Below are 22,533 nucleotides of genomic sequence, written 5' to 3' on the forward strand. Positions count from 1 at the left end.
GATTATTCACTACCCTTACGCGCAATGATCGCTACCCAATCTTCCATGAGAACCGTTTCCAAAATCTCAAAGCCTTGCGCCATTAGGTCGTTTCGCACTTCGTCCCGTTTCGCACCAATAATACCGGATGTAATGAATAGTCCACCTGGTTTAACGAGTTGATATGCATCTTGGGAAAACGACATGATAACTTCCGCTAGTATATTCGCAATAATCATGTCTGGTGGTTCTTCTATCGAATCGAGAAGATTACCTTTCAAGACGGTAATGCGTTCATCTGCATCGTTATACGTCACATTCTCCTGTGCAGCACGTACAGCTACTTCATCCAAGTCAAGTGCAGTAATGTGCTTTGCTCCAAGTAAGGCAGCACCGATTGCTAGTACTCCTGAACCTGTTCCTACATCGACAATCATTTGATCAGGTTGAAGGTATTTCTCCAAAGCTTGTAAACAGAGGACTGTCGTAGGATGTGTACCCGTACCGAATGCCATTCCCGGATCCAATTCGATGATCAACTCATCAGATTCCACTGGTGTATACTCTTCCCATGTAGGTACAATTGTAAAACGTTTCGATATTTTCACCGGATGGAAATATTGTTTCCACGAGTTAGCCCAATCTTCTTCATCCACCTCTGTGATGCCAATAGTAAAGCGTCCAGGATTTAATGAAAATTGACGAAGGCCTTCAATTTCCAATTCAAGATTTTCAACTGTTTCATTGATGAAGCTAGTGACAGGCAAATAGGCTTTTATAATGACACCTTCGATTGGGAAGTCACCTTTATCTAGTGCATATATTTCACCGTACTGGTCTACCCGTTCTTTACCAGGTTCTTCGGAGTCTTCAATTACAACTCCGCTCGCACCCGCTTCATGCAAGATGTTCGCTACCGCCTCAGTTGCTTCATGTGTCGTGTGCACGGAAACTTCAGACCATTTCACAGTTAGTCAATCCTTTCATTCACCTTTAAAAGTGCGTTTGATTTTATCGAAGAATGAGCTAGAATACTCATCAGGTGATTCACCCTCAATGGATGCAAACTCACGCAGTAATTCCTTTTGGCGCTCCGTCATCTTTTTCGGTGTAATCACTTTGACGATGACATGTTGGTCGCCTGTTCCATGACCGTGTACGTTTGGAACCCCTTTTCCACGGAGGCGGAAAGTTGTGCCGTTTTGTGTACCCGCCGGTATCTTCAACTTCACTTTTCCATGCACCGTCTGGACTTCGAGTTCGTCTCCTAATGATGCTTGTGGGAACGTCAAGTTCAACTCTAATATAATATCATCTTCTTCTCGAATGAAACGTTTATGTGGACGAACATTAAAGACGATGTACAAGTCTCCAGGAGGTCCTCCATTAATTCCTGCTTCACCTTGACCGCCTACCCGTAAACGTTGTCCTTGATCTACACCAGCAGGGATCGTTATTTTGATGACTTTGTTTTTCGTTACGCGACCTTTACCACGGCATGCTTCACATTTTTCAGGAATAATTTTCCCTGTACCCTGGCATGTAGGGCATGTTCTGCGGTTGACAACTTGACCAAATGGTGTGTTTTGAGCGAATGAAACCTCACCCGCACCATTACATTCCGTACAAGTTTTAACGCTTGTACCTTTTTTAGCACCAGTGCCGTCACACGTATCGCATTCTTCCTCGCGAGGGATGTCGATTTCTGTTTCTTTACCGAAAATTGCATCCATAAATTCGACTGTCATAGTATATTGCAAGTCATTACCTTTTTGCGGAGCATTTGGATCTCTTCTTCTTGCACTGCCACCGAAGAACGTACTAAAAATATCTTCAAAGCCGAAGCCATCTGCACCTCCGCCACCGAATCCTCCGAAGCCTGCACCTGGTCCATTATGACCGTATTGATCATATTCGGCTCTTTTGTTCTCATCGCTCAACACTTCAAATGCTTCTGTTACTTCTTTAAATTTCACTTCCGCATCCGCTTCTTTATTTAAATCCGGATGGAACTTCTTAGAAAGTGTACGGTATGCTTTGCGGATCTCTTCCTTCGTAGCGGATTTAGATACGCCCAGCACCTCATAGTAATCTCGTTTACTCATCATTGCACCCCTCATCGCATTTTACCTGTTGTCCATTGTAACACGTTGATATTGAATTTTGTTAAGTTAACAAACGAAAAAGTCAAAGCCGGAATTTCGGACTTTGACTTTTCCGTCAATAGCTATTTCAATTTACTTATTTATTGTCTTTGTCGTCTTCTACTTCTTCGAAATCTGCATCCACTACACCGTCGTCTTCTTGACCTGGTTGTGCATCGCCTTGAGCAGCTTGTGCTTCTGCAGCAGCTTGCTCATATAGTTTTACAGATAGAGCTTGGACTAATTCGTCAAGTTTTTCTTTCTTCGTACGAATTTGATCAAGGTCTCCAGATTCATTAGCAGCTTTCAATTCTTCCAACGCCGCTTCTGCTTCTTTCACTTCCGCTTCATCCACTTTTCCTTCTATATCTTTAAGTGTCTTTTCAGCCATAAATACTAGCTGATCCGCTTCGTTGCGAAGTTCTGCTTCTTCTTTACGCTTTTTATCTTCTTCAGCGTGCGCTTCTGCATCTTTAACCATTTGATCGATCTCTTCATCAGAAAGGCCTGAGCTAGATTGGATCGTGATGTTCTGTTCTTTCTGTGTACCCATATCTTTCGCTTTAACATTTACGATACCGTTTTTGTCGATGTCGAATGTTACTTCGATTTGTGGTACACCACGTGGTGCTGGTGGAATATCCGTCAATTGGAAACGACCTAATGTTTTATTGTCAGTTGCCATCGGACGCTCACCTTGCAATACATGGATATCTACTGCTGGCTGGTTGTCAGCTGCTGTAGAGAACACTTGTGATTTACTTGTAGGGATTGTCGTGTTGCGGTCGATTAGTTTTGTGAAAACAGAGCCCATTGTTTCGATACCTAATGATAGAGGTGTTACGTCAAGAAGTACAACGTCTTTTACGTCTCCAGTTAGGATGGAACCTTGAACTGCTGCCCCCATTGCCACTACTTCATCTGGGTTTACGCCTTTGAATGGCTCTTTGCCTGTTACATTTTTAATTGCTTCTTGTACTGCTGGAATACGTGTAGAACCACCAACTAAGATGACACGGTCGATGTCAGATGCTGATAGATCTGCATCTTTTAATGCTTGACGAGTTGGAATCATAGAACGTTCTACTAGGTTTGCAGTCAACTCATCGAATTTACCGCGAGTTAATGTGATTTCCATGTGTAATGGGCCTGCTTCTCCAGCTGTGATGAATGGAAGAGAGATTGAAGTGGATGTTACACCAGACAAGTCTTTCTTCGCTTTTTCAGCTGCATCTTTCAGACGTTGCATAGCCATTTTGTCTTTAGAAAGATCAATGGAGTTCTCTTTACGGAATTCCTGTACCAAGTAATCCATGATGATATCATCAAAGTCGTCTCCACCAAGTTTATTGTCACCTGCTGTTGAACGCACTTGGAATACTCCGTCACCAAGCTCAAGAATGGATACGTCAAACGTACCGCCACCTAGGTCATATACTAGGATCGTTTGATCTTCTTCTGTTTTATCCAAACCATAAGCAAGTGCTGCTGCTGTTGGCTCGTTGATGATACGCTCTACTTCAAGACCAGCGATTTTACCAGCATCTTTTGTTGCTTGACGCTGTGCATCGTTAAAGTACGCAGGAACTGTAATTACAGCCTTCGTTACTTTTTCGCCTAAGTATTCTTCAGCATAGCCCTTCATGTATTGAAGGATCATAGCAGAAACTTCTTGTGGAGAATATTCTTGGCCATCCACTTCCACTTTATAATCCGTACCCATATGTCTCTTAACAGACATAATTGTGTTAGGGTTTGTGATGGATTGACGTTTAGCTACTTCTCCTACTTGACGTTCGCCATTTTTGAATGCCACAACAGATGGTGAAGTTCTGTTACCTTCAGGGTTCGGAATTACTTTCGCTTCTCCGCCTTCATATACTGCTACTACCGAGTTTGTTGTTCCTAAGTCAATACCGATAATTTTACTCATGTGTAATTTTCCTCCTATAATGTGAATGCTGTAATTTTTTATTCGTTTACTTTAACCATTGACGGTCGTAGTACACGTTCTTTAAGTTTATATCCTTTTTGCAGCTCTTCCAAAACAATTCCAGAATCTTTATCTTCTTCATTGCCTGTCATCACTGCCTGATGGAAGTTCGGATCAAATTCTTGATCAAGGGCTTCGATTTCTTCCAATCCATCAGATTTCAACGCTTCTACTAATGAACGGTAGACCATTTCCATCCCTGTTAATAGTGCTTTCGTCTCTTCCTCTTTTGCTTCAACAGAAAGTGCGCGTTCAAAGTTATCAAGTACAGGCAACACATTAACCAGTACGTTTTGCGCACGGTATGTTTGCAACGTTTGATAGTCGAGTGAAGCTCGTCTCTTAACGTTTTCCATGTCTGCCAATACGCGTAATTTCTTACCCTCTTCTTCTTCAAGAGCTTTCGTTAATTCATCTATTTTTTTCTCAAGTTCTTGTTCTCTAGTGAGCTCTTCGACGACTTCTTCAACATCTTGCTGTTCTGTCGCTTCCGTTTGCTCTAGCTCATTTTCGGAAAGATTTTCATCTAGTTGCTCTTCAAACTCTTGGTTTTCTTTCACTTGTCTTGCCTCCCGTTCCCGTCTTTTCCGATGGTTAACCGATGAAGTGCAGAAGATAAATCACTGCTTAGTATATCGAGCAATGTAATGACTCTTCCGTAATCCATCCGCTTCGGACCGATAATTGCGATGGAACCTTCCATATTCTCTCCTGCCGAGTACGTGGAAGTAATCACGCTATAGTCTTCCATATCAATCACATTATTTTCAGAACCAATCCGAACTTGAATACCTTGTTCGTTTTTTTGGAAAAGCCCCATGGCAGGATTGCCTTTCTCTATCAACTCAAAAAATGATTGCATCTTCTGGAAGTCGTGAAATTCCGGTTGTTTCCACATATTCAATTTCCCACCAAAATACAATCGCTCTTCCGGCTCCACTGCCATTGCTTGTTGCAATGAGCTGAATAATTGTTCAGCTTGGTGAATATGCTGTTCAAAAACATACTTCGCTTCGAGTTGCAATTTTTGTTGCAACTGCACAAGCGATGTGCCGATTAGGCGGTCATTTAAAATATTTACCGTCTTCTCAATTTCCGAAGCAGTAAGACCATGTGGTACATCAAAAATCCGATTTTCCACATGTCCGTTATCAGTTACGATAATCGCCACTGCTCGTTGTTGATCTAATGGAACAATAGAGAATTTCTTCACGGCATGTGTAGATGTGTCAGGTCCAAGTAGGATGGACGTATAATTCGTCAAGTCAGATAGAATGGTTGCGGATTTCCGAATTAATTCTTCCGACTCTCCAACTCTCTCCTGAAACACTGTACGCAACTGCAAGCTGTCCTCCAGGCCTAGAGCTTGTGGTTGCAATAAATGGTCCACAAAGAACCGATAGCCTTTTTCGGAAGGCACTCTTCCAGATGATGTGTGAGTCTTTTCTAAATAACCCATATCCTCCAGATCCGCCATGTCATTCCGAATCGTTGCCGAACTAAATGGCGCTTCCGGCTTTTTCGACAGTTGTCTGGAACCAACCGGTTGTGCAGACTCGATGAAATCTTTCACTGTCAATTGTAGTATGAGCAATTGTCTGTTTGTCAACATGATCATCACTCCTGTTAGCACTCATTAACCTCGAGTGCTAATACTACTCATAATTTATCAAATTCTATTTTATATGTCAACGAATCAAACTCAATCTCCTAATAAAAATTCCTGAAATACCGAATTCCCTTGAAAAACACCTTTTCTAGTCAAGCGAAGATGGTCTCCATCCATTTCTAGAAGCCCTTGCTGTTGCATTTTTTCTATCGGTTTGCTGAATACTTTATCAATCGGCCGCTGAAATTTCTGCTCGAATTCTCGCATCGAAACTCCCTCAATGATTCGTAAACCTAGAAACATTTCTTCTTCCATTGATTCAGCAAGAGTTACTTCGTGTACTTCTTTACGAGGTAGCTTCCCTTCCTCCAATAGATTAATGTAATGTGTTAACGGTCCGACGTTCGCATAACGTTCTTTTCCTATATAACCGTGCGCACCTGCACCAATACCTGCATAGTGAGAGTTTTCCCAATAAATCAGATTATGAAACGAAGGATGATCAGTTTTTGCAAAATTACTGATTTCATATTGATCGCGGCCTGCTGCATTCATGCGTTCGATCACCATGGAGAACATTTCTGCTTCAATATCCTCCCCCGGTAACGGTAATTTCCCTTTGACCATGCGATTGTAAAAAACCGTTTTCGGTTCCACGATTAATGAATAGGCGGAATAATGAGGCAGGTCAAGCGCTAATGCACGATCGAGTGTTTCCTCCCACTCCTTCACTGTCTGTGTTGGTAAGCTGTACATTAAATCGATACTAATGTTTTCAAAGCCAACTTTACGCGCAGCATTAATAACTTTCTCTACGTCTTCATTGGAATGCGTGCGTCCAATTTGTTTCAGTAATCGTTCGTTGAAGGTTTGCACACCGATAGACAAGCGATTCACACCTTTTTCCTTCAATATAGAAAGTTGCCCTTCCGATAAATCATCCGGATTTGCTTCCGTTGTAAATTCCTTCAATGCCTCGACATCGATATACTGTGAAACGATCGTCAGTAACCGGTCGAGCTGGGCGATGTTGAGTGCTGTCGGTGTGCCACCGCCTAAGAAAACGGTTTCCACTTCATCAAAAGAATAACCCGCTTCTTTCATATAATAAAACTCTTTGCCAATCGATTCGATGTATTGATCGACTGGTTGGTTTTTTAGAAATACTTTATTGAAATCGCAATAATGACAAATTTGCTGGCAAAACGGTATATGGATATACACTCCCCGCATGCAGTCACTTCCTTTGTGTAAGTATGTAAACGGCAAAAAGAGGGCGATTTGCCCCCTTTTCGCTGAATTTAATTAATCTTCATCCATCTTCAAAACCGCCATGAATGCTTCTTGTGGAACTTCCACTGAGCCTACTTGCTTCATCTTTTTCTTACCTTCTTTTTGTTTCTCAAGCAGTTTACGCTTACGAGAAATATCTCCACCGTAACATTTTGCTAAAACGTTTTTCCCCATCGATTTGATAGTTGAACGTGCAACGATTTTCTGCCCGATTGCTGCTTGCACAGGAACCTCAAACTGTTGTCTTGGAATTAACGACTTCAGTTTTTCAACGATTGCCTTCCCACGTTCGTAGCTAAAGTCATTGTGCACGATAAAGCTCAACGCATCGACAGTTTCCCCGTTTAACAAAATGTCCATCTTAACGAGTTTCGATCGCTTATAGCCAATCAATTCATAATCAAGGGAGGCGTATCCTTTTGTACTAGACTTTAATTGGTCAAAGAAGTCATAAACAATTTCAGCTAATGGCAGTTCATAAATGATATTGACACGGGATGCGTCCATATAATCCATTGTCATGAAATCTCCACGTTTACGCTGACAGAGCTCCATGACGGATCCTACGTAATCATTCGGTACCATAATGGAAGCTTTAACATATGGTTCTTCAACAAAGTCTACTTTTTGTGCACTAGGCATCATCGATGGGTTATCGACGTTCATCGTCGAACCATCCGTTAAGTTTACTTTATAAATAACGCTCGGCGCTGTCGTGATCAAGTCGATGTTGAATTCGCGTTCGATTCGTTCTTGAATGATCTCCATATGCAACAGTCCAAGGAAACCACAACGGTAACCGAAGCCTAACGCTTGAGATGTCTCTGGCTCATATTCAAGTGCAGAATCATTCAGTTCGAGCTTTTCAAGCGCTTCACGCAAATCGTTGTATTTGGATGTATCGATTGGATACAGTCCACAGAACACCATCGGATTCATACGACGGTAACCCGGCAATGCTTCCTCTGCAGGATCATTGACAAGTGTTATCGTATCCCCCACTTGAGTATCGCCTACCGTTTTAATGGAAGCAGATAAGAATCCTACATCTCCAACTGTCAATTCGTCACGTGGAGAAATACTTGGAGTGAAAACACCTAGTTCCAGTACTTCAAATTCTTTACCTGTTGCCATCATGCGAATCATATCGCCAGGCTTTACTTTTCCTTCTACGATACGAATATTGACAATAACACCTTTATACTGATCATAGTGAGAGTCAAAGATCAACGCTTTCAATGGCGCTTCCGGATCTCCTTGAGGTGCTGGCACTTTTTCTACGATCTGTTCTAAGATTTCATCAATTCCAATTCCCGCTTTCGCAGAAGCTAAAACTGCTTCAGATGCATCTAATCCAATCACATCTTCAATTTCTCTTTTCACACGATCCGGATCAGCTGCCGGGAGGTCGATTTTATTAATAACGGGTAATATTTCTAAATCATTGTCTAACGCCAGATAAACGTTCGCCAATGTTTGCGCTTCGATGCCTTGCGCAGAATCTACTACAAGAATAGCCCCTTCACAAGCAGCTAAACTTCTTGATACTTCATATGTGAAGTCTACGTGTCCTGGTGTATCGATCAAATGGAATGTATAGTCTTCACCATTCAATGCTGTATAGACTAACTGAACGGCATTCAATTTAATGGTGATACCGCGTTCACGTTCCAGGTCCATCGAATCCAATGATTGGGCCTTCATGTTACGTGTTTTCACTATTTCTGTTTTTTCTAATATCCGATCCGCCAGCGTTGATTTCCCGTGGTCGATATGGGCAATGATAGAAAAATTTCGAATGTTTTTTTGACGTGCTGCTCTCTGCTCTTGATTCATCACTGTTCACTCCTACATGTACGTACCTATTTAAGCTACTTGAATTATAGCAGTGAACGGTTCAGACTTCAATATTTGAAAGATTATTGCACAATCATCATAGCGGAAACAGATTCACCAATAACAGAGATCGTTTGGTTGATCTCCATTTCTGTATTACCCACCCCACCCATTTCGAGTAAAATGATGCTTGTATTTAGATCTTGATTGTATTTACCATCGACACCACGTCCACCTTTAATAATGATCTCCCGTGTAATGCCAGGCACTAATTTTTCCATCTCATTTTTCAATTGCTTCGCTTTGGCCAGGTTCCGTTCGTAATACGGGTGGTCTCTTCCAATTACAAATGCTACTTTTGCATAGCGTTGACCGGCGTGTGTTATCGTCGTTTTTGAAGGCCCTAGCGAATCTCTATGCATGTCGATGACTAAGTCATAAGATTGCTCGTTAACCTTCTTTTCCACATAGGGTCTAATCGCAGCATAAGAGCGATGATACGGTATCTTCTTTTGTTGCATGATTTTCACAATATCGATATCGAGCTGTTCTGCTGCAAGGCCATGTGAAATTAAATTCTCTTTTAGCCTCTCGCCCACTTTTAAAATATTCTCAGAATGATGAGATACCGCCACTTTTCCATTCGCCGCTTGCGTAATAGGTTCATACGCTTCATGTGAGTGAGTCGAATAAATCAACACATTTCCTTCTGTCTTCGGTCGAATATCTTCTTCCAACACATTGGATGCGTAGACAATTGTGCTCGGTTCCTTTAACGAGAGGGCAGTGGAAATGGTTGGCTGTTTGGGAATGTACTGCAATACAACAGGAAAGATGAACAATACAAAAATAACGCTCATCCAGATTTGCAAAGTTTTTTTCATAGTAATCCCTCCATCTTCCACACTATGCGGAAGAAAAAAGGTCAATGACTAGTTCATGCATTTACTTTGTGAATCCAGGTAATTAATGAAGAGGATAATGCAATTGCGTAATTTGCCACCCATGAATCAATTTCTTTTGGAGAAATAAATGTCGCCAACTCCTGATTTGTCAGTACTTCTTCAAATAATTGGATTCGTTCTTCATGCGTCCACGATGACCAATCACCAAATATAGGGCCAAGCGCTGTACGATCCGCATCTTTTGTTGAACGTTGGGGGAAACGACCCGTTGAAAGTTTAGACGAAGGCATACTCTCTTCTTCTATTCTGGCTGCAATATAGCCGAACATCGTATCGATAGCATCTGCCACCAATACAGGTCCGTCCACTACTGTTGGTACACCTATTGCAATCACAGGGATGCCAAGACTTTTTTCCGATAACTCTTTGCGGCTGTTCCCTACACCTGAACCAGGATGAATACCGGTATCCGTCAGCTGAACCGTGCGGCAAAGCCTTGCGCTACTCCTTGCAGCAAGCGCATCGACGACCAGCAATAAATCGGGCTTACTTTGATCCACAATCGCTTTAACGAATGAAGCAGTTTCCAAACCAGTCTGAATGGTTACACCCGGCGCATACACCATTACACCGCTCTCGTCTGCTTCGTAATAATCTGGTATAACTTCCTTCACATAATCCATAACGGCGGGTCCAACAGCGTCTGGTGTAATCTCTCGGTTGCCGAGACCGACACACAATACTTTTTTCACGTCACCCGGTAACTTTTCTTTAATCAATGTGTCCATTTTTTCCACCACAAGTTCACATAATGCTTGGAGCTCATCGATTTCGTGAACAGCAAGTGTCGGAATCGTCAGCGTAATATATGTACCTTTCGCTTTTCCGATTTCTTCTTCCCCTTCCGCTGTCACTTTTACAGTTGTCGCCTTAATTCGACCGATTGTTTGTTCTTCGACACATATTCCGGACATTTCCTTCAATTTTTTTTCTTCTTGCTCGGTCTGATGTCTGACAAACTCATCACTTTCATCAATTAAATCTGTGCGGTAATAGTTGATTTCACTCATTTTCTTCACCTCTACTAGTAAGTTTGTGCAATTTATCGGCGTTTATTCTCAAATAGATTACTGTAAAGTTGAATCACTTTACTTTTTTTCTTGCAATCTGGCGGTAGCTTTGATAAAATTATGCTTGTTGTAAAGAGATATCCGGATGATTGTGGAAACACTCTTGCCTTACCTGAAAGCTGGAGGTGAATGAAATGCCAAACATTAAAGGTGCTATTAAACGCGTGAAGCAAAGTGCTGCTGCTAACGAGCAAAACTCTCACGTAAAAGCTTCTATGCGTACTGCAATCCGTAAAGCGGATGCGGCTCTTATTAATAAAGAAGAGAACGCTGAAGAACTTTTGAGAGATGCTGTGAAACAATTGGATACTGCTGCCCGTAAAGGTCTTATCCCAAGAAACACTGCTGCTCGTCAAAAATCACGTCTAACTAAAAAAGCTCAATAATGATATGTTAAAAGACTGCCTCTTCGTGACGGCAGTCTTTTTTTGCGTTCTTATAATCCATTCATTAAAAATAATTCTAATTTACGCTGACGGTTACCACTCGTTGTTTTAAGTTGCAGATCAATAGTCGCTAAATCATCCAATGCTTTCAGCAACACTTGCAAAGGAGGTAGCTGACGTTGCATCATCAATTTAACACGATACGGGTGGATCCGAAGCGTTGTAGCAATTTGTTGTTGCTGATAACCTTTTTTACGTAAATTCGTCACATGAATCATTAAACGTACTTGACTCGCAACGAGTGATACCAGCATGATTGGCTCTTCACCATTACGTAATAAATCATGATAGACCGCGATTGATTCCGCTCGTTTATTGTTGACGAATGAATCTGTTAGGCGGAATACATCCATCTCAGGTGTCCTGGCTACTAATTGCTCAATCGTATTCGTATCCACCGTACCTTTAAACGCTAAGTAGCCAGCGAGCTTGTCCACTTCTGTCGACAATGTCAGTAAGTCGGTTCCAGACATCTCCATAAGAAATTCAGCTGTCTTTTTATCGAATTCAATACCTTTATCCTTACCTTGCTGCATAATCCACGTGGATACATCTTGCCCTTGTAAAGCAACCGCTTCTACAATAACCGCATGCTTTTTTATTTTTTTCGTGATTTTCTTCCGCGCATCCAATTTTTCATATGGTGCCACGAAAACTACGGTAGCCGTAGGTGATGGATTTTCAAGCCATTTTTCCAACAGTTCTAGTTGATGGTTCTGCTTTTCCTTCGATTGATCCGTCGCTTTCAAGAATGAACAGTTTTTTGCGACGATTAATTTATGGTCCACTAAAAATGGAAATTCATTCGCTACTTCAAGTACGGCTTGGATGGGAATCTCTTCTAAATCAAAACGATTCACTTCAGAAGATGTCATACCTGGGATTGCTTTGATTAATTTCTTAATCGTTTCGTCCAATAAGTGCTGCTCTGTGCCTGTTAGTAGATAAACTGGTTGCACATCACCTTTTTCAATTTGACTCCAAATTTTTGTAATCACTTTTTTCACCTCAATTACCGATTGCTTGCTAATAAAAACCTGTGATAACTATACATGAAAATCAATCCTTTCTCCATACTAGCATGTAAAGGAGGTTTTTTAATGAAAAAGTCTGAGCGTCTAAAAACAAATTCTCATAAAAATTCGAAGCCTGTAGAGAAAGAGGAAATATCACTTGAGTTAACAGAACTCGATCATTTAGCGCCGAAACAGGAACCGATGACTCCGAACCATCGGGAGACAGCAGAAAAGGACAAATATTATTAATTCTGAGATGAGGTGGAGTTTGCTATAAGCAACTCCGCTCTTGTAACTTACAACATACTTACTCTATGAACAATTTGTGTCAACATACGTTGCAACTCCTAAAAACTGCGATTTTAATGGATTTTTCTTTCACTTTCATCTATACTTAGTATGGAATTAGGAGGTGTAGCAATGAATGAATTTGAACATGATGTCCAATCCAAACGTAATGATGCGATTGACAGTGGCATCGGCTTTATAGTAGCGTTTATCGGTTTTTCTGCAATTTTTGTTGTTGCTACGATCATCGATATCGTCGCTCTCTAATCAACTGTTGTATAAAATAGACACATCCACCAAACTGGCGGATGTGTCTATTTGTTTTTCTATCGACTTGAAGTGGCAGTATACACTCCGTCTTTCACACGTAATTCAATAGTTCCTTGTTCAGCAGTTGACCAAAACGGAATGCTGTGTTCACGGAAACGGTCGGTCACTTCTGCATGTGGATGCCCGTATGGACTATTCCTCCCTGCTGATACAATAATAAACTCCGGCTTAAGAAAATTAATAAACGGCTCCGTACTCGACGTCTTACTTCCATGATGGCCGGCTTTTAGTACGACTCGTTGAAAATCAGCGGCAATATATCTTTCTAAAAATCGTTGCTCCCCCTCTTTTTCGAGATCTCCTGGAAAGATGAAATGAAGGTCTTTTTCCTTCATCACAAGTACTAATGAACTATCATTACCGTCATATACACGCTCTTCAGGTGCTACATATTGGAATTGATAGTCTCCTATTTTCCAATTCATGCCTTCTCCGACTAATTGCACTGAAATGCTCTGTCTTTTTGCCAGTGGCAACATTTCCTCCATTGCATTCTCTTGTTCACTTCCAGGCGACAAATGAATTTCCTGTACTTTTAACTCTTCCAAGACTTCGTCGGCCCCCTCCATATGATCCAAATCGGCATGGGATATGATCAGCCGGTCAATTTTCGTGATCCCTTTTGCTTTTAAGTAGGGCACGACAATATTTCGTCCGATTTCAAAAGGCTGCTTGGGTGTTTTCCAGTCCGTTTCGCCAAAGCGGACTACTCCACCTGTATCTATCACATACACCGCTTTCCGATAAGGCATTTCGATTATCGTGCTATCCCCTTGCCCGACATCTATATAGGAAATGACCACATCACGATGAAGCATCGGCTTAATTTCCAGATAGAGTGCTGGGAGTAGTAAGCAAATAAGACCGAACACGACGAACTTCTTCCTTTCCAGACAGACAAGGAAGATGAGAATACCAATGACGGCAAGCGCTGCCCCAACCCCATCCGGTTGTCCGGGTGTCCACATTTGGTAGGGGAACGAAGCAAACCATGTCGTCATACTACCAATCCATTGCCTCACGGGTTCATAAATAATGAATAGGAAATTTTCCAATGGTGGTGCTACGTACGTACAAATCAGCAACAGTAAATTAGCAGGCAAAATAAATATAGAATACAACGGAACATAGAACAAATTCGCAATAAAAGAAGAAATCGACAACTCGTAGAAGTGATATAGCAAAATAGGATAAAGCGCGACTTGCGTGATGACAGTAACAAGGAACGAAACGACCATTCCATTTTTCGCTTGGCTAAAAATAGCTGACGAATACAATAAAGAAAATGCAGCTAAATACGATAGCTGAAATCCCGGTTGAAAGACAATATATGGTTGCATTACGATAAAAAATAATGCACTTATAGCAAGCGCATCATCAAGGCGCAATCTCAAATTTCCTGAAACAGCAAGCAATACAATCATTGTCACCGTCACCGCACGCCAGACAGACGGTGCTCCACCTGCAATACATGCGTAGACTGGTAAAAACATGAGTAATCCGTAGGTCACCCATTCTTTGCGGAAACCGATACGTAGCAAAATAGCTCGAAAGAAAAACGTTAATAAACCGACATGCAGCCCAGATATCGCAAAGAGATGCGTAATACCAAGCGTCTGATACTCTTTCTGCAAGATACGATCCATCCCCGAACGGTCACCAATCAATAACGCTTCAGCTTCTGTAACAAGTGAGGGTGGAAATCGGTCGTGAATATGTTGTTTGATTGTAGAGCGGTAGGGAGAGAGTCGTGAACGTATTGTGGCGAGTGGTACGCTCGAAGTGATACGAGTGGCTTCTAGAACTCCCGCCGCGCCATTCATTCGTAAATAGCGTGCCATATCGAACGAATAATCATGAGCTGCCGGTTCCAATTCTTTTGGCTCTACTTCAGCCGTGAACTGATAGGTCGCTAATCGTGCAGATTGAAATTGACTTTTTTGCACTTCAGAAGGAAATGAATACATCATATAGACGATTGTGCCATCAGTCAGTGTAGCGAAACCTTTCACTTTAGCACCATCGATTTTCACTTGATCTTTCCAATGAAATGTCACGACCGAAGCGTCAGGAAGTGATGTGAATTGACTCGAGAAATAGAAAAAAGAGAGACTTGCAAGAAGTGTGCAAAGGAGTAGGTGTATATAATCTTTGCGTAAAAAGTAGAACGGTATGAGGAATAATGCATTCAAAAATAAAAGCGATCCTGAAAGCTCAGCTGCAAACGCAGAAATCGCAACAGGAATCGCTATATACATCCATCGTATCGATCGGATTAATTGCCAAATAAATGATTCACCCTTTGCAAAAGGGCATCCAGTTCTTCAGGTTCAGCGCCAAGTTCTTGCATTTTAGTCAACATCTCGTTGAATAATGAAAATTTCTCTTCACTAGCGAAGTCAATCGAACGCTCATCAAAGGGCACTTTTTCAATCTCTACACCTGCTTGAGCAAATAGCTCGAGTGCATACTCGCTGTTCCGATAATCTTCCGCATATTTAACGCGTTCAATCCCCGCCTGAATCAATGCTTTACTACACTGTAAACACGGGAAGTGAGTGACATATATGGTCGCTTTTGCAACCGGTATGCCATATTTAGCACATTGCAATAATGCGTTCATTTCCGAGTGTATCGTTCGAACACAATGATTATCCACGACATAACAGTCGTGTTCAATACAATGGTCTCCCCCCGATATCGAACCATTGTAGCCGCCAGCAATAATGCGTTGATCGCGTACTAAAATGGAACCTACCGAGAGTCGTGTGCATGTACTGCGCATCGCCAGCAAATGACTTTGCGCCATGAAGAACTGATCCCAAGTAATTCGCTCCATACGGTTGCCTCCATCAATTAAGAATAATATTTGGTTCTAATTTTTCAAATGTTTTGTCACCAATGCCTGACACATTTTTTATTCCGTCCAATTGCGAAAAAGGTCCATGCTCTTCACGGTATTGGACAATCGCCATAGCTTTTGCTGGGCCGATGCCAGGAAGCGTCTGAAAATCACTTTCATTCGCAGTATTGATATTGACTTTTGAAGTGGAACTGTCAGTTGATGAAGATGAAGCTGTAGCCGGCTGCTCGTATACGGGAGGCTCTTCTCCTGCGATCGGTACATAGACGACAGATTCATCTTGCAGTCTTTGAGCGTGATTCAATAGCCTGGTATCAGCGGCCTCTGTGTAGCCTCCTGCTTTGTCGACCGCATCAAGCAAGCGATCGCCATCTTGCATCGAATACAGTCCAGGATGTTTCACAGCGCCTTTAACGTCTACGAGAATAGTAACAGAGACCGCTTCAGCGACTAATTCAACAGGTGCTTCCAGTTCTTTATTTTGTTCAGCGATTTCAATAGATTCAATTGGTTCAAATAGGGATTGTCCACGTTCTTCGGAAAGTTGATCCGGTCTTGGGGGAAAGAACAAAACGGTGGATAGCACAGCGAATGCTGCAATAGGAATGATCAATGTACGCCATTTTTCGGTAAGGAATGAACGGATAAGCAACCATCCTTTCTTTCAGCACCGTATGGAGTCCTATTAACTATACCCGATTCCGAATTACTATGGTAGCCCTATTTTCGAACTTGAAAGAATATTCTTTCGCTCTCTTCTTCGGGTGCTTCATCTTCCCAATCTGCAAAAATTCTTTCAATGTGGAATCCAACTTCTTCCAGCATTTGAACATATTCCGGTACTGCAAACGATCGTTGCATATGTACTTCATCAAAACGTTGATAGGAATGATCTTCTTGTTTTACGAAAAACGCCAGCTCGGAATAAATGGAGTGATTCTCATCTCCAGGGGCCGTTTGCCATATATACGCAATACGTCGATTATCAAAAACAAAAGGCCCTTCAAGAAAGATCTCATCCATCTTACATAATGAATGCACATCAAATAGCAACACGCCACCTCTAGCAAGCGCTCCATAAATTCGTCGGAACGTCTCCACGACATCTTGCTGTTGGATTACATAATTCAGTGAATCAATTGAGATGATGGCGGCATCAAATGTACCTTCTATTTCTAGTCGCTGCATAGGTTGTTCGATAAACTGAATATCTAGAGAAAGGGACTGTGCACGATGTGAAGCGACCTCCAGCATATCAGCGGAAAGATCAATAGCAGTTACATATGCCCCTTTTTTCGCGAGTTTCGCAGAAAGCAAACCGGTTCCGCAGCCTATATCCAATACCTTTTTCCCTGAAACGCCAGCAGACGCCAAATCGAGTAACTCGACATAGGCGTCATACGGAATATCATTCATTAGTTCGTCATAAATTGATGCGAACGCTGAATAGGATGAGCTCATACTTCATCCTCAACGTTTAGTAGTTGTGCGTCTCCCCATAGCTTTTCCAAGTTATAGAATCCGCGTTCGTCTCTGTGGAATACATGAACGACTACATCCAGAAGATCGACTAAAATCCAACGACCCGCATCGAATCCTTCCAAACGTTTCACTGTGTACCCTTCTTTTGAAGCCACATCTGCCACTTCACGCGCGATGGCTTGTACTTGTCGTTCAGAGTTAGCATGACAAATGATGAATTGATCAGCAATTAGTGAAATGCCCTCCATGTTTAATACTACGATGTCTTCCGCTTTCTTACTATCTACTGCTTCATAAGCTAATTCTAATAATGTTGGCATATTTCACTGTTCCTTTCTTCTACGTACATGTTCATTATAGCAGTCAAATGAATGTGGAAAAATGACTGCGTATCGCTGAACTAAAAATTTAAATGTATGCTGGATGCATTCTGTCATTTGATCTTCCAGTGTTTCTCCATCAATACGTTGGCGTAGCTCTTCGATACCCGGAAATTTTCTTCCTGGTTCGATTAAATCAGCGATATAGATCACTTTCTCTAAATCACTCATTTTCGAGCGTCCCGTCGTATGAAAACGGATGGCTTGCAAGATATCTTGATCTTCTACGCCATACCGCTCTTCCGCAAGCATAGCGCCAACCGGGGCATGCCACAATTCGGAGTGATACTGTGCATAGAGCTCATACTCTTCGTCCCGTTTTAGTAATTCGAGTAATTCATCTTTATCCATAAACTTGGCGTAATCATGGAAGAGGCCAGCAATTTCAGCCTTTTCTACTGACACACCCATCTCTTCAGCTAATTTCATTGCTGTTTCCGTGACTCGCAGTACGTGTTCATAACGCGCTTTCGGTAATCGTTGTTCTAGGTCATTTCTAACTTGTTGAAGATCCATATAATCTCTCCTCTCGAATGTAAGCTTCGACAGCCGGGGGAATCAAAAGTTGCACGGTTCCACCTTCTACAAAACGTTGGCGGATCAATGTGGATGACAAATCAAGTTGTGGTGTTTCTACCAATTGTACCGGGATTGCAGAAGCGTTATCAGCACCTGGACGTTTTACACCGATAAACGTAACCATTTCGAGTAAATCCTCAATTCGGTACCATGTCGGTAACTGATCAATCATATCTCCGCCAATAATGAAATGAAAATGAACATCTGTTTCATTTTGTATTAACTGCGACATCGTATCATATGTAAAAGATACTCCGCCACGCTCAATTTCAAATGATGACGCACGCAAACCTTCCACTTCATCTACTGCTAGTTTCACCATTTGCAGGCGCTGCTCGGCCGACGCATCACCTGTCGCAATCTTGTGTGGCGCAACGGCAGTAGGCATCAACCATACTTCATCTAACTGTAGTGCATAGCGCACTTCATTGGCAATCAATAAATGTCCAGTATGCGGCGGGTTGAAAGTTCCGCCCAAAATGCCGATTTGTTTCATCTGATTCTCCTTACGGTAATTGTATGCGTTTCTTCTCTGTCGATTCTCTGTATAAAACAATTGTGCTACCGATGATTTGGACTACGTGAATACCTTTGTACGCGCCAATCTTTTCAGCAATTTCCTTTTTATCTTCATCACAATTTTGAAGGACACTCACTTTAAGTAATTCACGTGCTTCGAGTGCTTCGTCGATTTGTACGAGAATTGCGTCAGTCAAACCACTTTTCCCAATTTGGAATAATGCATCCAAATGATGTGCTTCGCTGCGTAAAAATCTTTTTTGTTTACCTGTTAACATGTTTACCCGCCAACTTTCATTGTAATCATATCGTTCATCTTTTTTGTGTCAGGATAGACGCCTGTCCACTTTTCAAAAGCCAGAGCTCCTTGATGGACGAACATTCCTATACCGTTCATCGTCTTGGCGCCTGCTTGTTTTGCTTGTCGTAAAAATTCCGTTTCAAGCGGATTGTAAATTATGTCCGCTACTACTGCACCGTCTGCGACATTCTTTGGATCTAGCGGTAGTCCTTCTTGTGCAAAGTTCATACCGACAGATGTCGTTTGTACTACAAGTCCAAACTCGCCGAGACGAGCTTCAGCGTCTTCAATAGAAAGCGCATGGCCATCGATCATATCTGTCGCCAGTTCCGCAGCTCTTGAAGCGGTCCGATTCGTGAAATAAAGAGGTCCATAGCCAGCTGACTGTAGCGCGAAGGCAATGCCTCTAGCCGCACCGCCAGCACCAATAAGTAATACCGAGCCTTTCACTGAATCTGAAAACTCTTCTAGCGATTTCACGAACCCCGCTCCATCCGTATTGGCACCGATTAATTTACCATCAGCTGTTTGATAAACTGTGTTGACCGCATTCATAACCGTTGCTGATTCGTCCACTTCGTCGAGGAAAGGAAGAATCGCCTGCTTATGGGGTACTGTCACATTGAAGCCGCAGCATCCAAGTGAACGCAAGCTGTTTATCGTTTGTTCTAAACTTCCCACTGTTGCATGAATCGGTATATACGTTGCGTCCAAAGCGTTTTCTTTAAACCACTGATCATGCATGACCGGTGACATCGATTGCGCGATGGGATCGCCTATAACCGCATACCATTTTTTCATTTGGTCTTTCCTCCTGTCCCTCTTAAATCAATGAAGGTCTGATTTCGACATTCACACCTTTGGGTGCATGTACAGCCACTTGTACATCAGCGTGTTGAATCGTAATCCAACCAAGGCCTGAAATTACTAAGTCCGTCTTCGCGTCCTTAATCGAAAATTCATGACGTACAAGTGACGGCAACTTCTCAAGTGATGCAGGTCCCGGTGGAGATAGCATGTCACCTAGATGGTTATTGTACAACTCATCGGCATTTTCTAACTTCGTCCGGTGAACTGGCAAACCGTTTGCTGCGTAAATGTTGAAAGATGAGCGACCACCTTGGATGAAATCAAAACGTGCAAGTCCGCCAATGAATAATGTTTGTTCAGCGTTCAATTGATAGACTTTCGGTTTAAGTTCTTTCTTCGGTGTAATCAACTTTAAATCATGTGGATCCAAGTGATGAGCCATTTGATGATCGTTGATAATCCCTGGTGTATCTATCAGCATTTTTCCATCATCCAATGGAATTTCCACTACATCAAGAGTTGTTCCTGGGAAATAAGACGTCGTAATCACATCATTCATTCCTGTTGCATCTTTGATGATACGGTTAATGAACGTAGATTTCCCTACATTCGTACAGCCAACTACATAGACATCTTTACCCTTACGATATTTCTCAATCGCGTCGAGTGCTTCACTCATGCCGTTGCCTTTTACAGCCGATACAAGCAATACGTCAATTGGTTTCAGACCGAGCTTTGCAGCTTCTGTTTTCATCCAATTTTTCACACGTTGCGGATTAATCGCTTTCGGAAGGATATCCGCCTTGTTACCAATTAATAAAATATCTTTCTTGCCTACAAAACGATGCAAGCCATTGATCCAACTACCGTTGAAATCAAAGATATCTACCACTTTCACGATCAGGCCTTGTTTTTCACCGATTCCGTTTAAAATCGCTAGAAAATCATCTCCTGATAGGGATACTGGCTGTAATTCATTATAGTTTCGTAATTTAAAACAACGTTGACATATGACATCTTCTTTTTCTAATGAAGCTGGTGGCGCATAGCCTTCCATTGTTTTATCCGTCGTTTGGATCGTGATTCCGCATCCAATACACTTGATCAATTCCAAATTTAGTCCTCCCACGTAAGTAATCCTTTTCTTTTAAACCTTGCCATAATCCGTCGTTCAATCGCACGGTTGAACTTCGTAATCGTCGCATCGGAACTTGCCACAGGGACGACTAATATCGTCTGCAGTCCCACTCGATTCGCACCCAAGACATCCGTTAACAATTGATCGCCAATCATGACGACTTCTTTTTTTGGCAAACCTAACGTAGCAAGTGCTTGATGAAATGATTTTTTCATCGGCTTACGCGCTTCACAAATATACGGAATACCTAGTGGATCACAAAAGTGACTGACGCGCTCAATATGGTTATTGGAAACAACTATAATTTGCAAACCAGCATCGCGCATAGATTTGAACCACGCCATAATATCTTGCGTAGCATCCGCACGATCCCATTCAACAAGTGTGTTATCTAAATCTGTAATGATGCCCTTAAAACCATTTTCAAGAAGGTCTTCCGGTTTAATCAACAAAACGGATTTTACATAAGCACTTGGTAAAAATTGATTTAACACATTATCCTCTCCGCCCTACAACAAATTCTTGTCTGATTTTATCGCTTTTCTTATCAGTGATAGACCTTCCGCCGTTTGCATAGAGTAAACTACTAATAATCGGAGGTGGTCACATGAGCGGGTTTTTCCTGGCCGTCATGCAATTATGGTTAGAGATCCCCGCGCTAATCGGTTATATCAGAGGGCAAGCTTTCCTTCGTCCGTTGTCCAAAAAAGAAGAAGCAGAGTGCCTGAGACGATTAGCTGAAGGTGATGAAAGTGCACGTAATGAACTTATTGAACACAATATGCGTTTGGTCGCCCATATCGTCAAGAAGTTCCAGCCGAAGCACGAACTACTCGATGATTATATTTCTATAGGAGCGATCGGTCTGATGAAAGCAGTCAACAGCTTTACACCAGATCGAAAAACCAAGCTCGCAACGTACGCTGCACGCTGTATAGAAAATGAAATCCTTATGTATTTACGAACACAGAAAAAGGTGCAAAAAGATGTTTCCCTCTACGAACCAATCGGTATGGATAAAGATGGCCAATCCCTAGAAATCGCAGACCTCCTTCAAACAAACGACATACCTCCACAAACAACCGTAGAACAAAATGAACAAAAAGAGCGGCTCTACCGTCATTTGGATAAACTCGACTCTCGTGAGTTGGAAATCATTCAAAGACGCTACGGCTTGCTGGACGATCAGCCTATGACACAAAAAGAAATTGCTGAGCAATTGAATATTTCCAGGAGTTATGTTTCACGTATCGAGAAACGAGCAATCGTCAAATTATATCAATCATTTAAGCATGAATATCAATAATGCAAAAAGCGTTTCCGATTGTGCAACAGAGGCCCACAGCCCCCGCACATCGGAAACGCTTTGTTTCTTTTCTCAGTCCGCTTTAACCTCGCGTAAAATAATTGCTGCCAATAATGCTGTGACGATAAATACTCCGCCCATTAAAAATGTCATTGAATGTCCCTCCTCTCAACCAAACGAACTGCT

The 22,533-nt window shown here is 42.0% G+C and carries 25 protein-coding genes; 4 read left to right on the forward strand and 21 right to left on the reverse strand.

Annotated features, from left to right (window positions below; genetic code table 11):
* Nucleotides 1–2: 2 nt before the first annotated feature.
* The 9 genes from prmA to gpr all read right to left on the reverse strand — a co-directional run bounded on the left by prmA (nt 3) and on the right by gpr (nt 10,829).
* Nucleotides 3–947: a 50S ribosomal protein L11 methyltransferase gene (prmA, locus tag CSV70_RS03445; protein WP_099628186.1), complete on the reverse strand. Its 945-nt coding sequence runs from the start codon at nt 945–947 to the stop codon at nt 3–5.
* A gap of 15 nt (nt 948–962) precedes the next feature.
* Nucleotides 963–2,084 (reverse strand): molecular chaperone DnaJ, encoded by a 1,122-nt coding sequence (gene dnaJ, locus CSV70_RS03450; RefSeq protein ID WP_085133491.1) that lies wholly within the window; start codon nt 2,082–2,084, stop codon nt 963–965.
* Nucleotides 2,085–2,220: 136 nt separating this feature from the next.
* Nucleotides 2,221–4,056, reverse strand: coding sequence for a molecular chaperone DnaK (gene dnaK / locus CSV70_RS03455; RefSeq protein WP_085133490.1), 1,836 nt, complete (start codon nt 4,054–4,056; stop codon nt 2,221–2,223).
* Between the two features lie 38 nt (nt 4,057–4,094).
* The gene (grpE, locus tag CSV70_RS03460) at nt 4,095–4,676 is read right to left on the reverse strand and encodes a nucleotide exchange factor GrpE (RefSeq protein ID WP_085133489.1); all 582 of its coding nucleotides are present in this window, start codon (nt 4,674–4,676) and stop codon (nt 4,095–4,097) included.
* On the reverse strand, nt 4,673–5,728 hold the full coding sequence (hrcA, locus tag CSV70_RS03465; protein ID WP_099660768.1) for a heat-inducible transcriptional repressor HrcA: 1,056 nt from the start codon (nt 5,726–5,728) through the stop codon (nt 4,673–4,675). Before hrcA ends, grpE begins: the two co-directional genes overlap by 4 nt.
* Nucleotides 5,729–5,818: 90 nt before the next feature.
* Nucleotides 5,819–6,958, reverse strand: coding sequence for a radical SAM family heme chaperone HemW (gene hemW / locus CSV70_RS03470; protein ID WP_099660769.1), 1,140 nt, complete (start codon nt 6,956–6,958; stop codon nt 5,819–5,821).
* Nucleotides 6,959–7,030: 72 nt separating this feature from the next.
* Nucleotides 7,031–8,854, reverse strand: a complete 1,824-nt coding sequence (gene lepA / locus CSV70_RS03475; protein ID WP_085133486.1) for a translation elongation factor 4 — start codon at nt 8,852–8,854, stop codon at nt 7,031–7,033.
* 83 nt (nt 8,855–8,937) lie between these two features.
* On the reverse strand, nt 8,938–9,738 hold the full coding sequence (gene spoIIP, locus CSV70_RS03480; RefSeq protein ID WP_233191751.1) for a stage II sporulation protein P: 801 nt from the start codon (nt 9,736–9,738) through the stop codon (nt 8,938–8,940).
* Nucleotides 9,739–9,791: 53 nt separating this feature from the next.
* Nucleotides 9,792–10,829: a GPR endopeptidase gene (gene gpr / locus CSV70_RS03485; RefSeq protein ID WP_085133485.1), complete on the reverse strand. Its 1,038-nt coding sequence runs from the start codon at nt 10,827–10,829 to the stop codon at nt 9,792–9,794.
* 194 nt (nt 10,830–11,023) lie between these two features.
* On the opposite strand from gpr, the gene rpsT reads away from it, so the two are divergent.
* Nucleotides 11,024–11,275, forward strand: coding sequence for a 30S ribosomal protein S20 (gene rpsT / locus CSV70_RS03490; RefSeq protein ID WP_085133484.1), 252 nt, complete (start codon nt 11,024–11,026; stop codon nt 11,273–11,275).
* A 50-nt stretch (nt 11,276–11,325) separates the two neighbouring features.
* On the opposite strand, the gene holA is transcribed toward rpsT, so the two are convergent.
* Nucleotides 11,326–12,333 (reverse strand): DNA polymerase III subunit delta, encoded by a 1,008-nt coding sequence (gene holA / locus CSV70_RS03495; RefSeq protein WP_099660770.1) that lies wholly within the window; start codon nt 12,331–12,333, stop codon nt 11,326–11,328.
* A 102-nt stretch (nt 12,334–12,435) separates the two neighbouring features.
* Here holA and CSV70_RS16545 point away from each other — a divergent pair, with 102 nt between their 5' ends.
* Complete coding sequence (locus CSV70_RS16545) at nt 12,436–12,600, forward strand: hypothetical protein (protein WP_199171587.1); 165 nt, start codon at nt 12,436–12,438, stop codon at nt 12,598–12,600.
* A 171-nt stretch (nt 12,601–12,771) separates the two neighbouring features.
* Nucleotides 12,772–12,906: a YqzM family protein gene (locus CSV70_RS03500; protein WP_029054667.1), complete on the forward strand. Its 135-nt coding sequence runs from the start codon at nt 12,772–12,774 to the stop codon at nt 12,904–12,906.
* 59 nt (nt 12,907–12,965) lie between these two features.
* Here the strand turns inward: CSV70_RS03500 and CSV70_RS03505 are convergent, their stop codons facing one another.
* The 11 genes from CSV70_RS03505 to CSV70_RS03555 form a co-directional block, all read right to left on the reverse strand.
* Complete coding sequence (locus tag CSV70_RS03505; protein ID WP_099660771.1) at nt 12,966–15,227, reverse strand: DNA internalization-related competence protein ComEC/Rec2; 2,262 nt, start codon at nt 15,225–15,227, stop codon at nt 12,966–12,968.
* Nucleotides 15,228–15,244: 17 nt separating this feature from the next.
* A complete protein-coding gene (locus tag CSV70_RS03510) occupies nt 15,245–15,808 on the reverse strand; it encodes a ComE operon protein 2 (protein ID WP_085133481.1) in 564 nt (187 codons plus the stop codon).
* Between the two features lie 13 nt (nt 15,809–15,821).
* Entirely contained in the window at nt 15,822–16,484 is a 663-nt protein-coding gene (locus CSV70_RS03515; protein WP_233191752.1) for a helix-hairpin-helix domain-containing protein, read from the reverse strand.
* Nucleotides 16,485–16,552: 68 nt separating this feature from the next.
* Nucleotides 16,553–17,293 (reverse strand): class I SAM-dependent DNA methyltransferase, encoded by a 741-nt coding sequence (locus CSV70_RS03520; RefSeq protein WP_099660772.1) that lies wholly within the window; start codon nt 17,291–17,293, stop codon nt 16,553–16,555.
* Nucleotides 17,290–17,634, reverse strand: a complete 345-nt coding sequence (rsfS, locus tag CSV70_RS03525) for a ribosome silencing factor (protein ID WP_085133478.1) — start codon at nt 17,632–17,634, stop codon at nt 17,290–17,292. Before rsfS ends, CSV70_RS03520 begins: the two co-directional genes overlap by 4 nt.
* Nucleotides 17,635–17,637: 3 nt before the next feature.
* Nucleotides 17,638–18,210 (reverse strand): bis(5'-nucleosyl)-tetraphosphatase (symmetrical) YqeK, encoded by a 573-nt coding sequence (yqeK, locus tag CSV70_RS03530; RefSeq protein ID WP_099660773.1) that lies wholly within the window; start codon nt 18,208–18,210, stop codon nt 17,638–17,640.
* A complete protein-coding gene (locus tag CSV70_RS03535) occupies nt 18,191–18,769 on the reverse strand; it encodes a nicotinate-nucleotide adenylyltransferase (RefSeq protein WP_085133476.1) in 579 nt (192 codons plus the stop codon). Before CSV70_RS03535 ends, yqeK begins: the two co-directional genes overlap by 20 nt.
* Before the next feature lie 10 nt (nt 18,770–18,779).
* A complete protein-coding gene (yhbY, locus tag CSV70_RS03540; RefSeq protein ID WP_085133475.1) occupies nt 18,780–19,070 on the reverse strand; it encodes a ribosome assembly RNA-binding protein YhbY in 291 nt (96 codons plus the stop codon).
* A gap of 2 nt (nt 19,071–19,072) precedes the next feature.
* Nucleotides 19,073–19,894, reverse strand: coding sequence for a shikimate dehydrogenase (gene aroE, locus CSV70_RS03545; RefSeq protein ID WP_099628185.1), 822 nt, complete (start codon nt 19,892–19,894; stop codon nt 19,073–19,075).
* A gap of 22 nt (nt 19,895–19,916) precedes the next feature.
* The gene (yqeH, locus tag CSV70_RS03550) at nt 19,917–21,017 is read right to left on the reverse strand and encodes a ribosome biogenesis GTPase YqeH (protein ID WP_199171588.1); all 1,101 of its coding nucleotides are present in this window, start codon (nt 21,015–21,017) and stop codon (nt 19,917–19,919) included.
* 2 nt (nt 21,018–21,019) lie between these two features.
* Nucleotides 21,020–21,535, reverse strand: coding sequence for a YqeG family HAD IIIA-type phosphatase (locus CSV70_RS03555; protein ID WP_099660775.1), 516 nt, complete (start codon nt 21,533–21,535; stop codon nt 21,020–21,022).
* A 113-nt stretch (nt 21,536–21,648) separates the two neighbouring features.
* Here CSV70_RS03555 and sigK point away from each other — a divergent pair, with 113 nt between their 5' ends.
* Nucleotides 21,649–22,347 (forward strand): RNA polymerase sporulation sigma factor SigK, encoded by a 699-nt coding sequence (sigK, locus tag CSV70_RS03560; RefSeq protein ID WP_085133471.1) that lies wholly within the window; start codon nt 21,649–21,651, stop codon nt 22,345–22,347.
* Nucleotides 22,348–22,533: the final 186 nt, after the last annotated feature.

Origin of the sequence: Sporosarcina sp. P25 (assembly GCF_002743235.1) — a bacterium.
GTDB classification, from domain to species: domain Bacteria; phylum Bacillota; class Bacilli; order Bacillales_A; family Planococcaceae; genus Sporosarcina; species Sporosarcina ureae_B.

What these genes read in the sequence shown, in the direction of transcription:
- dnaJ (WP_085133491.1), bottom strand. Translation starts at nt 2,084, where the DNA reads ATGAGTAAACGAGATTACTATGAGGTGCTGGGCGTATCTAAATCCGCT.
- dnaK (WP_085133490.1), bottom strand. Translation starts at nt 4,056, where the DNA reads ATGAGTAAAATTATCGGTATTGACTTAGGAACAACAAACTCGGTAGTA.
- hrcA (WP_099660768.1), bottom strand. Translation starts at nt 5,728, where the DNA reads ATGTTGACAAACAGACAATTGCTCATACTACAATTGACAGTGAAAGAT.
- hemW (WP_099660769.1), bottom strand. Translation starts at nt 6,958, where the DNA reads ATGCGGGGAGTGTATATCCATATACCGTTTTGCCAGCAAATTTGTCAT.
- lepA (WP_085133486.1), bottom strand. Translation starts at nt 8,854, where the DNA reads ATGAATCAAGAGCAGAGAGCAGCACGTCAAAAAAACATTCGAAATTTT.
- spoIIP (WP_233191751.1), bottom strand. Translation starts at nt 9,738, where the DNA reads ATGAAAAAAACTTTGCAAATCTGGATGAGCGTTATTTTTGTATTGTTC.
- gpr (WP_085133485.1), bottom strand. Translation starts at nt 10,829, where the DNA reads ATGAGTGAAATCAACTATTACCGCACAGATTTAATTGATGAAAGTGAT.
- rpsT (WP_085133484.1), top strand. Translation starts at nt 11,024, where the DNA reads ATGCCAAACATTAAAGGTGCTATTAAACGCGTGAAGCAAAGTGCTGCT.
- CSV70_RS16545 (WP_199171587.1), top strand. Translation starts at nt 12,436, where the DNA reads ATGAAAAAGTCTGAGCGTCTAAAAACAAATTCTCATAAAAATTCGAAG.
- CSV70_RS03500 (WP_029054667.1), top strand. Translation starts at nt 12,772, where the DNA reads ATGAATGAATTTGAACATGATGTCCAATCCAAACGTAATGATGCGATT.
- CSV70_RS03505 (WP_099660771.1), bottom strand. Translation starts at nt 15,227, where the DNA reads ATGTATATAGCGATTCCTGTTGCGATTTCTGCGTTTGCAGCTGAGCTT.
- CSV70_RS03510 (WP_085133481.1), bottom strand. Translation starts at nt 15,808, where the DNA reads ATGGAGCGAATTACTTGGGATCAGTTCTTCATGGCGCAAAGTCATTTG.
- CSV70_RS03520 (WP_099660772.1), bottom strand. Translation starts at nt 17,293, where the DNA reads ATGAGCTCATCCTATTCAGCGTTCGCATCAATTTATGACGAACTAATG.
- rsfS (WP_085133478.1), bottom strand. Translation starts at nt 17,634, where the DNA reads ATGCCAACATTATTAGAATTAGCTTATGAAGCAGTAGATAGTAAGAAA.
- yqeK (WP_099660773.1), bottom strand. Translation starts at nt 18,210, where the DNA reads ATGGATCTTCAACAAGTTAGAAATGACCTAGAACAACGATTACCGAAA.
- CSV70_RS03535 (WP_085133476.1), bottom strand. Translation starts at nt 18,769, where the DNA reads ATGAAACAAATCGGCATTTTGGGCGGAACTTTCAACCCGCCGCATACT.
- yhbY (WP_085133475.1), bottom strand. Translation starts at nt 19,070, where the DNA reads ATGTTAACAGGTAAACAAAAAAGATTTTTACGCAGCGAAGCACATCAT.
- aroE (WP_099628185.1), bottom strand. Translation starts at nt 19,894, where the DNA reads ATGAAAAAATGGTATGCGGTTATAGGCGATCCCATCGCGCAATCGATG.
- sigK (WP_085133471.1), top strand. Translation starts at nt 21,649, where the DNA reads ATGAGCGGGTTTTTCCTGGCCGTCATGCAATTATGGTTAGAGATCCCC.